The following is a 15187-nucleotide window of genomic DNA, read 5'->3' as shown; positions in this document are numbered from 1 at the left end:
CACCGCAGCAACCGACTTAGGAGATCAGCTGTGAACACTACGCAAGTCAAAACTACCAAACTTCGACCAGAGGATGAGCGTCTGCCTCTGGGGCGCACACTCGCATACGGACTTCAGCATGTGCTGACCATGTATGGCGGCATCATTGCACCACCCTTGATCATTGGCGGCGCAGCCGGCCTCTCGTCCGAGGAAGTCGGCGTCCTGATCGCAAGCTGTCTCTTCGTCGGTGGCTTAGCCACCATCCTGCAGACTGTGGGCATCCCGTTCTTTGGCTGCCAGCTGCCGCTGGTCCAAGGAACGTCCTTCGCATCGGTGGCCACCATGGTGGCAATCATCGATGGCGGTGGAGGTATCCAGGCAGTCTTCGGTGCCGTACTAGCGGCCTCCGCCGTCGGCTTCCTGATAGCCCCGTTCTTCGCCCGCATCATTCGGTTCTTCCCGCCGGTTGTCACCGGCGTTGTGATCACCATGATTGGCATCTCGCTGACCCCCGTGGCAGCAAACTGGGCCATGGGCGGCAACTCCAAGGCCGATAACTACGGAAGCCTCGAGAACATCGGCTTGGCCGGCATCACGTTGCTGCTCGCCCTGCTGCTTTCCAAGCTCGGCAACGCTGCAATCTCACGCCTGTCGATCCTCTTCGCCATGGTTCTTGGCACCGTCATCGCAGTGCTCCTGGGCATGGCCGACTTCTCCAAGGTCGGCAACGGCACGATCTTTGCCTTCCCGCAGCCGCTGGCCTTCGGCTGGCCGGTCTTCGAGCTCGGCGGCATCATCTCGATGCTCATCGTCGTGATCGTGATCCTGACCGAAACCACCGCAGACATCCTCGCCGTGGGCGAGATCACCGGAAGCAAGATCACCTCACGCCGCATCGCCGACGGCCTGCGTGCCGACATGGCCTCGAGCATCCTTGCACCGTTCCTGAACACCTTTACCCAGAGCGCCTTCGCCCAGAACGTTGGCCTCGTGGCCATCACCGGCGTGAAATCACGCTTCGTGGTCACCGCCGGTGGCGGAATCCTCGTTATCCTCGGCCTGCTTCCGGTCCTGGGCCGCGTGGTCGCAGCTGTCCCGACCGCCGTCCTCGGCGGCGCCGGCATCGTCCTGTTCGGCACGGTCGCCGCTTCGGGTATTCGCACGCTGAGCAAGGTCAAGTACGAGGGCAACCTCAACTTGATCATCGTTGCCACCTCGATCGCCTTCGGCAGCCTGCCGATCGTCAAGACGGACTTCTACGATTCGTTCCCGACCTGGTTCGCAACCATCTTCGACTCGGGCATCAGCTCGGCCGCAGTGATGGCCATCTTGTTGAACCTGCTCTTCAACGAGATGAAGTTCGGCACCCCGAAGAACAACGCCTCGGTATTCGCTGCAGCTCCTCCCCGCATGGTTCGTGAAGAAGAAGTTCGCGGACTGCGCGACGGAGACCACTACGAAGCCGGCAAGCTGATCGATGCCGACGGCGACGAAATCCCGGTTGTCTCCGACGACGACTTTAAGGATGCCTTGATCACCCACCAACTCAAGGTGGTCACCGGCGTGAACAACCAGGCCAATGCCGAGAAACAACGCGGCAGGCGCCAAAACACTCAACAAAGCACGACAGAGCTTAACCACGCCTAACCCAATGGCAGTTCACAGCTGAGCATTTCCCTGGCAGCGGGCCGGTGTTGGCAGTGATAGCGACAAAATCGCTAGCACTGCCAACACCGGCCTTTCGTGTGTCCGCCCGATTCACCCATCATCTTGCGGAGAACGCCGGTCGGCCTTGGCGGAAGCGGGGGGTCCTGCCCGATGGCGGACCCAGGTATCCCCAACAGCCGGGTTCTTCCAAGGGATCGCGATGGTCTCAGGGCGGGGCTTCGGGGTCTACCTCCGGGACGTGGCTGCGACCGAGCTGCCGATGTTCGATCTAGTGAGCGCGCTGGAAGCGTGTATCGGTCTGCGAGGCAGCCACCCGGTGTTCCCGGCGGTTGGCTGCCGGTTGCGCGTCCCGTGGCCAACCGTTCGCCGCACTGCCCATGTATCGGCTGGTAAACGCGTCCTCGACTCCCTGCGTCCTCGCGGATTCCGCCCCGATGCCAACACCAGGTAAAGGTAGCTGCCTGGGACGTGGGGTGAAAAAACCACGAAAAACCGCCGGGAAGCATGATCCGCAACCCCACACCACCGGCGCAGACCTCCGACTGGGGCATGGTGCGGGTCGCGGAGGCATGAAAAAGCCCCGATGGGTGGTCACATCAACTGATGCGACCACCCATCGGGGCCTTGGACGTGGCTGGGCGGTTTTACTCGGTGCGCACTGCCAGTGATGCGGAGAGGCGTTGGGTGGCCTTGCGCAGCACCGGGATGGCCCGGTCGGAGAATTCCTCGGTGACACGGGTCACCGGACCGGAAATGGATATTGCCATGGGTGTGGGGGCGCCCGGGACCGACATCGCCAAGCAGCGGACACCTAGCTCCTGCTCTTCCTCGTCAATGGAGTAGCCGCGATCACGGATCGCTTCGAGCTCGGTAAAGAGCCCGCCCAGCGAGCTGATCGTGTGCGGAGTACTCACCGACATCCCGGCCTGGCTGACAAGGCGCTGGACGCGGTCGTCGTCGAGCACCGCGAGGATGGCTTTGCCCACTCCGGTGCCGTGAAGGCTGGAGCGGCGCCCGACCTCGGTGATCATTCGCATGGAGTGCGGTGACTGGGCCTGGGCGATGTAGGTGACCATGTCGCCATCGAGCACGGCGATATTCGCTGATTCCCCCAAGACGGTGACAAGTTCCTTGAGCACCGGCGTGGCCAGGGCCCCGAGCTGCCGGTTGGCGACCTCGCCAAGTCGGATGAGCCTCGGACCCAGGGAATAGCGGCGGTTGGAGAGCTGGCGAACGTAACCAATGCCGACCAGGGTGCGCAACAGCCGGTGGATGGTGGGCAGCGGCAGCGGGGTGTCAACAGCGAGTTCGCTCAATGCGGCTTCCCCGCCTGCACGTGCAATAACCTCAAGCAGGTCAAAGGCTCGTTCAACGGACTGGACGCCGGCCGCTACTTTGGGTCCGTCCATGACTTTGGGCTCGTCCACGGGGGGGTGCTCCTCAAGATTGGGGGTAAATATGCAATCGGTCTCACTAGTAAAGATACCGGAACTGACAGACTTTTTCCGCGATCCGAGAATTTTCTTCAGAAAACTGTGAGTCAAGCCATAATCGAAGCTTGTAATTTCGGCTGGTAGATAATAGTATCCACTATACGGAAACATTTTTTAGAGGAGAGCAAACATGGCAGCACCAAGCCCCGGTTATTCACTGACCCTGCGGGTTGAGACCCCCGCAACGATCACCGCAACGAGCGAACTCGCCACTGCCGTGGGACAGGCCGGGGGCTCGATCACCGCCCTTGACGTGACCGAATCAGGTCACAACACCGTCGTTGTCGACGTTAGCTGCAACACCACCGATGCCGCGCACGGCGAACGCATCAAAGACGCCCTGAACGCACTTGAGGGCGTGACCGTCCGTAACGTCTCGGACCGCACCTTCCTGATGCACCTCGGCGGAAAGCTCGAAGTTGTCCCGAAGGTCGCACTGCGCAACCGCGACGATCTTTCCCGTGCATACACCCCCGGCGTTGCCCGCGTGTGCCAGGCCATCGCCGCGAACAAGGCCGATGCCCGCAACCTAACCATCAAGCGCAACACCATCGCCGTGGTCACCGATGGCTCGGCCGTCCTTGGCCTGGGCAACATCGGTCCCGAAGCCGCGCTTCCTGTCATGGAAGGCAAGGCAGCGCTGTTCAAGCAGTTCGCCGACGTCGACGCCTGGCCGGTCTGCCTGGACACCCAGGACACCGAGGAAATCATCATGATCGTCAAGGCCTTGGCGCCGGTCTACGGTGGCGTCAACCTTGAAGACATCGCCGCGCCGCGCTGCTTCGAGATCGAAGCCCGCCTGCGCGAGGAACTCGATATCCCGGTCTTCCACGACGACCAGCACGGCACCGCCATCGTCACCCTTGCGGCACTGAGCAACGCGCTGAAGGTCGTTGGCAAGAACATCTCCGACATCAAGATCGTGGTTTCCGGTGTTGGTGCTGCAGGCAACGCCATTGTGCAGCTCCTATCCGCCCGCGGTGCCAAGAACATCGTCGCCTGTGGCCGCAAGGGTGCGATCTCGCGCAACGAAGAGCACACCGATGCCCACCGCCAGTGGCTGGCCCAGAACACCAACCCGGAGAACTTCTCCGGCACCCTGCATGAGGCAGTGGCCGGGGCAGACGTCTTCATCGGCGTGTCGGCACCGAACGTCCTGGAAGAAGAGCACATCGCATCCATGGCCGAGAAGGCGATCGTCTTCGCGATGGCCAACCCGGATCCGGAAATCGATCCGGCAATCGCCAGCCGCCACGCAGCGGTTGTTGCCACCGGTCGCTCGGACTTCCCGAACCAGATCAACAACGTTTTGGCCTTCCCAGGCTTCTTCCGCGGACTGCTCGACGCCAACGTCGCCGACATCACCGACTCCATGCTCCTTGCCGCGGCCGATGCAATCGCTGCGTGCGTGAGCGAGGACGAGTTGAACCCAGGTTTCATCATCCCCAGCGTGTTCGACCCGCACGTGGCCACCGAGGTTGCCGAGGCAGTCGTCGAAGCCGCCCGTAAGAACAACAAGTAAGAAAAGAGGATCGCCATGAGCATCACCGTTTCACACCTGCCCAACGTAGAGCAGGCTGCATCGATTCTTTCCGACGAGGCACTGGCCTTCGTGGAGAAGCTTCACCAGAGCTTTGCCGGCACCCGCGACGAGGTACTTGCCCAGCGCATCACCGACCGCGAAAAGGCCGCAGCCGCCGGCACCCTGGACTTCAACCCGGCAACCGCCGAGATCCGCAACGGCGACTGGAAGGTCGCCGAGGCCCCCGCAGCCCTGCGTGACCGCCGCGTGGAAATCACCGGTCCGGCCTCCCCGGCCAAGATGGCCATCAACGCACTGAACTCCGGTGCCAAGGTCTGGCTTGCCGACCTCGAAGATGCCTCCACCCCGACATGGCACAACGTCATCGACGCACTGGCCAACCTCGGCGATGCCGCCCGCGGAGCCCTCTCCTTCGAGGATTCGTCCAACGGCAAGTCCTACACACTGCGTACCGACGCACCGCTGGCCGTCGTCGTGGTCCGCCCGCGTGGCTGGCACTTGCCCGAAGACAACGTGCTGATCGACGGAGCCTCCGCCGTTGGCGCACTGGTCGACTTCGGCCTGCACTTCTTCCACAATGCCAAGGTGCTTTCCGAATCGGGCCAGGGCCCGTTCTACTACCTGCCGAAGATGGAATCGGCGCAGGAAGCCGCACTCTGGAACAAGGTCTTCACCTTTGCCGAAGAAGAGCTGGGCATCAAGCACGGCACCATCCGCGCCACCATGCTCATCGAAACCATCCCGTCCGCATTCCAGATGGACGAGATGCTTTACGAGCTGCGCGACTACGCCTCGGGCCTGAACGCCGGACGCTGGGACTACCTGTTCTCCATCATCAAGTACTTCCGCACCTCCGGTGAGAAGTTCATCATGCCCGACCGCGCCGACGTGGCCATGACGGCTCCGATGATGCGCGCCTACACCGACCTGCTCGTGGCCACCTGCCACAAGCGCGGCGCCTTCGCCATGGGCGGCATGGCTGCGGTCATCCCGAACCGCCGCGAACCCGATGTCACCGAAGCGGCCTTCAAGAAGGTCCGCAACGATAAGAAGCGCGAAGCCGGCGACGGCTTTGACGGCTCCTGGGTTGCACACCCAGACCTGGTCTCCATCTGCGTCGAGGAATTCGACGCGGTACTGGGCGAGAAGCCGAACCAGCTCGACCGCCTGCGCCCGGAGGTCAACGTGACCCCCGAGCAGCTGCTCGACGTGCCCTCGGCACCGGGTTCGGTCACCGAGGCCGGCGTCCGCGCCAACCTCTACGTGGCAGTGGCCTACACCGCCGTGTGGCTTTCGGGCAACGGCGCGGTGGCCATCCACAACCTCATGGAAGATGCCGCCACCGCGGAAATCTCCCGCTCGCAGATCTGGCAGCAGATCTTCAACAAGGTTGTGGCAGCCGACACTTCCAACACCATCACCGCCGAACTGGTCGCCTCCATCCTGGCCGAAGAGGTCGAGAAGCTCCGCGGAGAGATCGCCGACGACGCGCGTTTTGCCAAGTACTACGAGCCCGCAGCGGCACTGATCGGCAAGCTGGTCTCCGGCAAGGACGAGGACTTCGAGGACTTCCTCACCCTTCCGGCCTACCGCCTGCTCAGCACCGAGCTGGTGACCCGGTAATGGCGGCAAACACGTCATTGGACACCACGGCGCTGGCCGCCGTGGAACTGCGCCTTGCAGCAACGGACAAGTTGCTGGCCAAGAACTACCCGGGCGATGACGGACGGCGCCAGCCGATCCACACCGCCTACGTCCCGGCCGACCGCTACACCCCGGAACTTCCCGCACAGTGGGGTGCCGACGCCCTTGAGGCCGCTGGCGGCGTCTCGGGCCTTCAATCACTGGCCAGCACGCTGGGACTGAAGGATGCCGGGCGACTGGCAGAATTGGTCGCCTCCAAGCTGGAATCCGAGCCCATCGAGGATTTGCGCCTGGACTTCGAGGACGGTTTCGGACATCGCAGCGACGAGGAGGAAGACCAGTGGGCGGCCCGCGCCGCGAAGGACGTGGTCGCCGCGGTGAACTCCGCCGTTGCCCCGCCGTTCATCGGCATCCGCTTCAAGTGCTTCGAGGCCCCGACACGGTCCCGTGCGGTACGCACCTTGGACATCTTCATCTCCGAACTTGCCGCCCACGGCCCGCTGCCGAGCGGACTGGTCCTGACCCTGCCTAAGGTCACCACCGTCGCGCAGGTCGAGACCATGGTCTACATCTGCGAAAATCTTGAGCGTGCCCACTCGTGGGCCCCGCGGACCTTGAAGTTCGAGGTCCAGATGGAAACCCCGCAGCTGATCCTCTCGCACGAGGGCATTGTTCCCTCGGCGGTGCTGCTGCACGCCGGCGACGGCCGCATCACCTCCCTGCACTACGGCACCTACGACTACTCCGCTTCGCTGGGTATCGCCGCTGCCTACCAGTCCATGGAGCACCCGGCAGCGGACTACGCCAAGAACGTCATGCAGGTGGCCATCGCCGAGACCGGTGTCCACATGTCCGATGGCTCGACGAACATCCTGCCGTTGGGCGATGACGAGTCGGTCCGGGCCGCCTGGGCACTGCACGCACGCTTGGTGCGACGCCACCTTGAACGCGGCATCTACCAGGGTTGGGACCTGCACCAGAACCAACTGGTGACCCGTTACCTGGCCAGTTACGCGTTCTACCGCGAAGGCTTCGACGCCGCAGCTACCCGCCTGCGCAACTACGTGCACAAAATCGAATCAGCCATCATGGACGAGCCGGCCACCGCCAAGGCGCTGGGCAACTTCATCCGTCGCGGCCTGATCTGCGGCGCGCTGAGCGCCGAAGAGATCGTCGAGCATGCAGGAATTTCCATTGAAACCCTCGAATCGATCGCCCTTGCGCGAGAAATCAAGAAGGAGGACGCACATGTCTAAGACCGACACGCGCGCCGACACGAGCTACTATTCCAGCTATGGTGGACACCCGCCGCAGACCGACCTGTTGACCGACCGCGCCATCGTCACCGAGGCCTACACCGTGATTCCGCGTGGCGTGCTGCGCGACATCGTCACCTCGGTGTTCCCGGAGTGGACGGGGACCCGCTCATGGGTCCTGAACCGCCCGGTTGCCGGCGGCTCGACGACCTTCGCCCAGGCGATCGTCGAGGTTTCCCCCGGCGGCGGATCCCAGAAGCCGGAGCCGCAGGCCGAGGTCCAGTCCTTCATCTTCGTCGTTGCCGGTGAGCTGACCCTGACCATCAACGGAACCGAGCACAAGCTCATCGAGGGCGGCTTCGCCTTCATTCCGGCCGGCGCCGAATGGACCTCGGCGAACAACGGCGTCGAGATAGCCACGTTCCACTGGATCCGCAAGCGCTTCGAGCCGCTGGCCGGCGTCGCTGCGCCGGGTCCGGTCGTCGGCAACGAAAAGGACATCACCCCGGGTGAAATGCCCAAGACCGACGGCAAGTGGCGCACCACGCGCATGCTTGACCCGGATGACGTAGCATTCGACTTCGGCGTGAACATCGTGACGTTCGAACCGGGCGCCTCGATTCCGTTCGCCGAGACCCACGTGATGGAACACGGCCTGTACGTGCTCGAGGGCAAGGCCGTGTACCGGTTGAACGCCGACTGGGTCGAAGTTGAAGAGGGCGACTACATGTCGCTGCGCGCCTTCTGCCCACAGGCTTGCTACGCCGGCGGACCGTCGAACTTCCGCTACCTGCTCTACAAGGACCAGAACCGCCAGATCGCCTTGTAAGGCCCCGAAAAAAGCCAAGCCGGTCCCGCAACCCTTCAAAACCTCTTGTTCCAGTAATGTTTTTGCTCGGAGGGTGCGGGACCGGCTTTTTCGTTTAACTTTTGCTTTGCCGCGGTAGCTAAGACTCAAGTAGCTAAGATTCCAAGGGCCCGTGCGGGCGATGCCTCGTGGGAAGCTTCCGGGAGGGTCGAACGGAAGACGGCTTTGGCCACGCGCGGGGAATCCCGGTCCGCACCTCCCTCCTTCATGCGCACAATTTCGTGCGGTGCCGCGCGCCGACGGGCGAGTGCGGACCCAGGGGCTTCAAGTTTCCTCCGAACGGGTATATGCTGTCGTTACGACAGTAAGCCGATTGAAGGAGAAGGTCCACATCATGCTTTTTGAGAACCAGGTCGCCCTCGTCACCGCAGCAGGCGCTGGCATTGGCCGTGCCATTTCCCTGCGACTGGCCGCCGATGGCGCCGCAGTGATCGTTTCAGACGTCAACGACGAAGCGGGTGCCGAAACGGTCTCCCTCATCGAGGCCGCAGGTGGTCGCGCCGCCTACAAGCACGCCAATGCCGCGGATGCAGACGAGGTCAACGCGTTGGTCCCCTTCGCCGTCGAATCCTTCGGGCGGCTGGATTTGGCGGTGAACAACGCCGGACTCGGTGCCATGCCCAAGCCGGTTCAGGACGTCACCCCCGAGGACTGGGACCGCACCATTAACGTGACACTGCGTGGCACCTTCCTGGCACTGCAGTCGCAGGTCGCCCACTTCGTCTCCCAGGGCAGCGGTTCGATCGTGAACATTGCCTCGCTTGCAGGAATCAGCGCCACCCCTCAGCTGACCCCGTACGGCGCGGCCAAGCATGGCGTGGTTTCACTGACCACAAGCGTCGCGAAGGAAAACGCCGAGCTTGGCATCCGGGTCAACGCAGTTGCCCCGGGCGCCATCGAAACAGCAGCCCTGGCGTCCCTGCCCGAGGAGGCCCGGGCTGGCTACGCCGCGGAAATCCCGATGAAGCGCCTGGGCAAGGCGGAGGAGATTGCCGACGCCACCGCATTCCTGCTCTCCAAGCAGGCGTCCTTCATCACCGGTGTGGTGCTGCGCGTAGACGGTGGAACCGAGGCCTAGTCCATGACAGCAACGGATGGAAATGCCGCACTGATCCAGATCCTGAACGGAATCCTGGCGCAGTGGACTGCGCCGGACTTCACTACGGCTGTTGCTGCGCGCGAGGGTGTCGTGCTGGATCCCGGAGCGCTGACATTGCTCAGTATCCTGAACAACTCCGGGGCCCAGCGGCCTTCGGCGCTGGCCGAGAACATGGTCACGGGGGCGTCGAACATCTCCAAGATCACTGCGCGGCTCCAGCAGGCCGGACTCGTTGAGAGGGCAAGAGATCCCCAAGATTCACGCGCCTTCCTGATTGGGCTGACCGAGGCCGGAGAGCAGGCGGGGGCCGCGATCAGGCAATCAGGCAATACCCTTCTCGATGAGCTTCTGGGGGACTGGAGCGATGGGGACCGCAGCGACCTGGTTCGCCTATTGGGTCGCTTCGAGGTTGAAAGCCACAGGGTGGCTGGAAACTTGAAGGCTTCCGGGCGCCAGAAGGGGTCCGCGGGCATCGGGTAAGCACTAAGATTACGGATGCCGAAGCAGTGGACGAGGTAGCGCGCCACCGTGGATATCCAGCAGATGACGGGTTCCTCATGCCAAGAAATCCGCCTGCGGCGTCAGGGGCACCGTTATGCTTGGGAATCCCGGTTGAAGACCGCGAGGCAGGCGAAGGACTATCCCCTGGGCCAGGGGGCCTCTTCTATGCGCTCGACGTTCTCGTTGAAGTCGCGCAGCATGCCCATGAACGCGAGCTGCTTTTCCTGTGGCCAGTCACCCACGACGTCGCGCAGTCCTTGCTCGTAAGACATGCGCGTGTCCAGCAGAGCATCGATGCCGGCTTCGGTAGGGGCGATGCGGCGAGCCACTTCTCCGGCGACCCCGGCCACGTAGGCCACATGTTCGTGGCGTATCAGGGCGCCTACCTGGCGGTGAATAGTGGAGGTGTCGAGGCGCAATGCCTGCGAGAGCTCCTTGAGCGTCATGGGCTCGGAGCGTTCGAGCCGGTTGAGCAGCACGTATGCCGAGCGTCCAAGGGCGGGGCTGCTCTTGTAATGCGGCCGCAGGTGATAGCGGAAAAACAGCATGAGTTCATACTGCATTTCAGGCAGGGGATTGCTGTTCTCCATCATTTCGCTCCCTTGGATTGTCTTTCCGCAAGATTCCACTATACAACAATGTGCATGATACAAATTGTTTGTATCATGCACTTCTAATGTATGGTGCATACGCGTCATTCGGCGCATCACCCCTGCGCCAGTTAGCGAGCCCCATGACGTCCAGTCCCGCATTGCCCACGAAAAGGAAGCCTTCGCCGAGGGCAGCCGTCACGATCCTTGCATTCGTTGGCATCGTTGTTTCCCTGATGCAGACGCTCGTGGTCCCGCTGATCGCGCAGTTGCCGACGCTGCTGAACACCACGGCTTCCGACGCTTCCTGGGTCATCACCGCCACGCTGTTGGCCGGTGCAGTGATCACGCCCATCGCGGGGCGGTTGGGGGACATGTTTGGCAAACGCCGCATGCTCATCATTTCCTTGGCACTGATGGTCGCCGGATCGGTGCTCTGCGCGTTGACGAGCACACTGGAAGTCATGCTTGCAGGGCGCATCCTGCAGGGACTGGCCATGGGCGCCATTCCCCTGGGCATCAGCATCCTTCGCGATGAACTGCCGCGAGAAAAAGTCGGGTCGGCCATTGCCACGATGAGCGCCACGATGGGCGTCGGCGGCGCCATTGGCTTGCCGTTCTCCGCTTTGATCGCCCAGGTGGCCGATTGGCACGCGTTGTTCTGGACTGCGGCCGGACTCGGTGCCCTCTGCCTGGTCATGGTGGCCACCGTCCTTCCCGAGTCCGCGGTGCGTACCCCTGCCCGCTTCGACGGCGTTGGGGCCGTTGGGCTGGCAGCCGGGCTTGTTTCCCTGCTGCTGCCAATCACCAAGGGTGCAGACTGGGGCTGGACAAGCCCGCTGACGCTGGGACTCTTTGCTGCGGCCGTGCTCATTTTCCTCTTCTGGGGTATCTACCAGCTGAAGATCAAGGCGCCTCTGGTTGATCTTCGGGTCACGGCCCGTCCCCAGGTGCTGTTCACCAACCTCTCCTCGATGACCGTCGGCTTCGCCATGTACGCCATGAGCATCACTTTTACCCAGCTGCTGATGGCGCCGGCCGCCACCGGCTACGGGCTGGGCCACACCATGGTCATGGCGGGGTTGGTGCTAACCCCTGGGGGATTCGTCATGATGCTGCTTTCCCCGGTCTCCGCGCGCCTCTCGGCACGCTTCGGACCCAAGACCACGCTGATCATTGGCTCGTTGGTGATTGCTCTCGGGTACGTCATGGCGTTCTTCCTGATCTCTGCGACCTGGCAGATCCTCGTTGCCTCCATCATCGTCGGTGGCGGCATCGGACTGGCCTACGCGGCCATGCCCGCCCTGATCATGGGTGCCGTCCCGCTGACCGAGACCGGTGCAGCCAACGGGATGAACGCCCTGATGCGCTCGGTGGGATCCTCCGCGGCAGCGGCAGTCATGGGCGTGGTGCTGGCCAGCTTGACGATGCCCCTGGGCCCGGTGAACGTGCCGACTCTTGAAGGCTTCCGCGTCACCTTCGCCTTTGCGATCGGTGCAGCAGTTCTGGCAGCAATCTTCGCGGCGTTGATCCCCAAGAGGGCCCACGGTGCCGCTGGAACCAAGCCCGTTGACCGCGAGCGTGTCAAGGCCTAGCCGCGTCCGCCCGTGCAATGCCAGGCATGCCGTTGGCCTCGAGAGTATCGCGGGGTCAGCGGCCTGTCTTGATTTCCTTGGTGCAAACATGCGGCGTGTTAGATGGCCCTGCGTCAATGGGCGCTTTGGTTGCAGTCCGGGATTCATCGAAAGGCCGGCCTGACTGCGGTTGACCCGTTCGCGGGTCACTTCGACGGCGTCGGGAATTGCCTCTGACAGGTGGGATTGCGGCAGGCCGCAGTGGGGCGCAGTAGCCTTGGTCCATGAACGCCGCCAATAACAGGATGAACGAATCCGAAGCTCGAGACATCGGGCAAGGCGCCCAGAGATTCGCCAGTGCGGTCGCTTCCCCGGCGGCCTGGGCATTCGTTTGGTTGATCCTGCGCATCTTCGCCGTATCGGGGTACGACTGGAACACCGCGTTCGCGGTCAGCACCACGCTTAGCCCCAGCGACGGACTTGCCCTCCTCTTCGGTTCGCTCATGGCAGGGCACGTCCTGGTGGCGATCCTGATGATCGTGGTGCTGCCGCTGCTCATTGCCTCCTACGCGTGGTCCCCGCGAGGCCATCGCCCCTTGGTCATGCTGGGAACCACGCTGGGAGTGGTGACGCTGGTGGCACTGACCGTCAGTTTCCGTGAGTGGTGGCTGCCGGTGGCCAGCGCGGCCGTCTTTGCCGTGTTCGCACTGATCCACATCCTCTCCCCGAAGAACCCCGTGCGCCGTGCGTTCATGGCGATCATGTCGCGCATCGGATGGGTTTCCGGGATAGCGATCGTGCTGGTTGCCGCGGTGGTCCAAACTCCGTGGGTTCCGCAAGAGCAGATCGAGACCACCGATAGAACCATCACCGCGTATGTCCTCAGCGTCGATTCGGGCTACCTGAACATCCTGACCGAGGACCACAAGTTCGAGATCCTCATCAGCAGCGACGTGATTTCGCGCAAGTAGCCGGGCCTGGAGACCGTCGGGCCCGCGTGCATCGCTGCGTCGAGACACGAGGTGCCCCGGACGCCGGGAGCAAGCTTCCCGGTTGTGCTTAACCAAACCCGTTGCTGGCCTTCACCGAGAGGACTTCGCGCCCGCCGTCCCACCGGAGCCATCTGGTGGGACGGGCTGGAGCGGTGCAGCTTCACGGAGGGGTGGAGATGGCCACGAACGCAATGGGCGCACCATCCAAGGCCATGGGGAACGCCATGTCGTGGCGCACCGTGGTGTCGATCGCCCTCGGCATCCTGGTGTTCGCCTGGCCGCAGGCCACCGTTGGCCTCTCTGGTGTTTATGCGGCTGTTGACGGCATCACGGCCGGTTCGCACTGTTTCAGCGCACGTTGGGGACCGATGGGTCTCCGCAACTCCGGATGGTTGCTGGTGGGCCGCCGTGGCGTCGGGGACCTTGGTGATCCTCTTCGGACTGCTCATGGTGCCCGCCCGCGGAGCCGGGATCCTCTGGTTCCTTGGTGTGCTGGGCGCATTCGGCATCGGCAGCGTGTTCATCGCTGCAGGCATCCCGGACCGTCATTCGGTCCGAGGCGTGTAGCCACTTCCGTTCGTTCCAGCCCGGCGCTCCGATACGGTGATAAATCACGTTTTCGTCGCCACGACAGAAGTGCGAAACCCGGGTCTTGAAACCTCGGGCAAGAGCGCACCTTTACCCCTCACGGGAAAACGTCGGCCATCGAAACTGCACCCTTCAGTGTGCGGGAACGATGGCCGACGGTTCGTTAAGCGCGGATATCGGGCTGCTGCACAGGCAGGAAGAGCTGGCCGTGGAGCATGCTGCCATGGAAGGTGCGCCAGGCGACCGTCGCCCATACCAGCACCAGCCCCACGAAGAAGGCCACCGCCATGATGTGCAGGGCCAGCGCGCCGGTGCCCACGGCCAACAGGCTGGTCCCGGTGGCGCAGGTGCCAATCGAGAAGGTGAAGGACCACCAGGTCAGCGAGAAGGGCAGGTGGCCCCTTGCCGTGCGAAGGGTGATGGCAGCGGCGAGGCCCACCCAAAGCAGGGCGAACCCCAGCACCGGGATCCCGAAAAGGAGAGCCGAGAGCTCCAGCGCCGTGGACCAGGGGGCAGGAACCACCAGGTGCGCGTTGGCACCCAGGAGGCACGCCGCGGTGATGGACTGCCCGAGCGGGCCCAGCACGATCCACAGCGTCGGGACCATGCCCACCGGTCCGGGCTTGTGCCGTGCCAACCGCAACCAGATCAGCGTGATGACGATGAGGGAGGCGAAGAAGCTTAGCCCCAGCATGGCGTAGCAGGCCAGCATTAGTGTTAACCGCAGTTCACCGGCGGGGGTGTAAGGCAGGAGCAGGGCCCCGGTGGCGGCCGAGACCATGGGAGGAACCACCGGCATGAGCCATCCGCCGCAGGCACTGGTGTCAGAGACATTGTGATGGGTGAAGGTCAGGTACGGGACCAGGACGGCACTAAACAGTCCCAGGGCGGTGCCAATGAACCATAAGACGGTACCCAGCACTAGAGCGGCTGATTCGCCGATCAGGTCCTTGCCCAGCAGGATGGAACCGGCGGCCACGGTCAGCAGCGCCATGGGCGGTGCCCCGTAGAAGTGCGCCATGACGGGGTGCGAATGGTGGCTTTCGGCAGTGGAGCGGTGCCTGGTCCAGTGCACGACGGTGGCCGAGCTCAGCAACAGCAGCAAAAGCGAGGCGGCAGCCCACACAATGGTCGCCATCACGTGAAGGCCCGGTACCTGGAGGGGCAGCAAGGCGCTGGCGTTGGCAAGGATTCCGGTGCCCATGATGGAAGCGAACCAGTTCGGTGTCAGGTGCGCGAAAAGGTCGGACGGCTTGTCAAGGGTGCGAAGGAACCAGCCCTTGGGGATTCCGCGTCGTGCGGCGGTGCGGGCAGTGCTTTCCGTGGGGGCTTCTTGCATTTCAGCCTCGATGGTTTGTGTCATGAAAGTATCGCTGGTTTTCTTTGCGT

13 protein-coding genes are annotated in these 15187 nt (G+C 63.2%); 10 read left to right on the top strand and 3 right to left on the bottom strand.

Features of this window, described 5'->3' with window-relative positions:
* Positions 1 to 30: 30 nt before the first annotated feature.
* On the top strand, positions 31 to 1629 hold the full coding sequence (locus ABEA12_RS02790; protein ID WP_210099337.1) for a solute carrier family 23 protein: 1599 nt from the start codon (positions 31 to 33) through the stop codon (positions 1627 to 1629).
* Between the two features lie 665 nt (positions 1630 to 2294).
* On the opposite strand, the gene ABEA12_RS02785 is transcribed toward ABEA12_RS02790, so the two are convergent.
* Entirely contained in the window at positions 2295 to 3059 is a 765-nt protein-coding gene (locus ABEA12_RS02785; RefSeq protein ID WP_210102403.1) for an IclR family transcriptional regulator, read from the bottom strand.
* Between the two features lie 214 nt (positions 3060 to 3273).
* Between ABEA12_RS02785 and ABEA12_RS02780 the strand changes: the two genes are divergently transcribed.
* The 6 genes from ABEA12_RS02780 (at position 3274) to ABEA12_RS02755 (ending at position 10033) form a co-directional block, all read left to right on the top strand.
* Positions 3274 to 4665: an NAD-dependent malic enzyme gene (locus ABEA12_RS02780; RefSeq protein WP_210099338.1), complete on the top strand. Its 1392-nt coding sequence runs from the start codon at positions 3274 to 3276 to the stop codon at positions 4663 to 4665.
* A 15-nt stretch (positions 4666 to 4680) separates the two neighbouring features.
* Positions 4681 to 6309 (top strand): malate synthase A, encoded by a 1629-nt coding sequence (gene aceB, locus ABEA12_RS02775; protein ID WP_210099339.1) that lies wholly within the window; start codon positions 4681 to 4683, stop codon positions 6307 to 6309.
* Positions 6309 to 7586, top strand: coding sequence for a DUF6986 family protein (locus tag ABEA12_RS02770; protein WP_210099340.1), 1278 nt, complete (start codon positions 6309 to 6311; stop codon positions 7584 to 7586). The genes aceB and ABEA12_RS02770 overlap by 1 nt, the downstream gene beginning before the upstream one ends.
* Positions 7579 to 8415, top strand: coding sequence for a bifunctional allantoicase/(S)-ureidoglycine aminohydrolase (locus tag ABEA12_RS02765; RefSeq protein WP_210099341.1), 837 nt, complete (start codon positions 7579 to 7581; stop codon positions 8413 to 8415). The genes ABEA12_RS02770 and ABEA12_RS02765 overlap by 8 nt, the downstream gene beginning before the upstream one ends.
* 373 nt (positions 8416 to 8788) lie before the next feature.
* Positions 8789 to 9532 carry an SDR family NAD(P)-dependent oxidoreductase gene (locus tag ABEA12_RS02760; protein WP_210099342.1) on the top strand — a complete coding sequence of 248 codons (744 nt, stop codon included), beginning with the start codon at positions 8789 to 8791 and terminating at the stop codon, positions 9530 to 9532.
* A gap of 3 nt (positions 9533 to 9535) precedes the next feature.
* A complete protein-coding gene (locus ABEA12_RS02755; RefSeq protein WP_210099343.1) occupies positions 9536 to 10033 on the top strand; it encodes a MarR family winged helix-turn-helix transcriptional regulator in 498 nt (165 codons plus the stop codon).
* A gap of 158 nt (positions 10034 to 10191) precedes the next feature.
* Here ABEA12_RS02755 and ABEA12_RS02750 read toward each other — a convergent pair whose 3' ends face one another.
* Entirely contained in the window at positions 10192 to 10647 is a 456-nt protein-coding gene (locus tag ABEA12_RS02750) for a MarR family winged helix-turn-helix transcriptional regulator (protein WP_210099344.1), read from the bottom strand.
* 140 nt (positions 10648 to 10787) lie between these two features.
* Between ABEA12_RS02750 and ABEA12_RS02745 the strand changes: the two genes are divergently transcribed.
* The 3 genes from ABEA12_RS02745 (at position 10788) to ABEA12_RS02735 (ending at position 13777) form a co-directional block, all read left to right on the top strand.
* A complete protein-coding gene (locus ABEA12_RS02745) occupies positions 10788 to 12239 on the top strand; it encodes an MFS transporter (protein WP_210099345.1) in 1452 nt (483 codons plus the stop codon).
* 263 nt (positions 12240 to 12502) lie between these two features.
* Positions 12503 to 13189, top strand: coding sequence for a hypothetical protein (locus ABEA12_RS02740; RefSeq protein WP_210099346.1), 687 nt, complete (start codon positions 12503 to 12505; stop codon positions 13187 to 13189).
* Positions 13190 to 13618: 429 nt separating this feature from the next.
* Positions 13619 to 13777 carry a hypothetical protein gene (locus ABEA12_RS02735; protein ID WP_210099347.1) on the top strand — a complete coding sequence of 53 codons (159 nt, stop codon included), beginning with the start codon at positions 13619 to 13621 and terminating at the stop codon, positions 13775 to 13777.
* Between the two features lie 184 nt (positions 13778 to 13961).
* Here ABEA12_RS02735 and ABEA12_RS02730 read toward each other — a convergent pair whose 3' ends face one another.
* Positions 13962 to 15161, bottom strand: coding sequence for a TDT family transporter (locus tag ABEA12_RS02730; protein WP_345466278.1), 1200 nt, complete (start codon positions 15159 to 15161; stop codon positions 13962 to 13964).
* Positions 15162 to 15187: the final 26 nt, after the last annotated feature.

Origin of the sequence: Paeniglutamicibacter antarcticus (genome assembly GCF_039544305.1) — a bacterium.
In the GTDB taxonomy this organism is placed as follows: domain Bacteria; phylum Actinomycetota; class Actinomycetes; order Actinomycetales; family Micrococcaceae; genus Paeniglutamicibacter; species Paeniglutamicibacter antarcticus_C.
The sequence above is the reverse complement of the archived record's forward strand: the minus strand, read 5'-3'. Positions and strand labels throughout refer to the sequence as shown.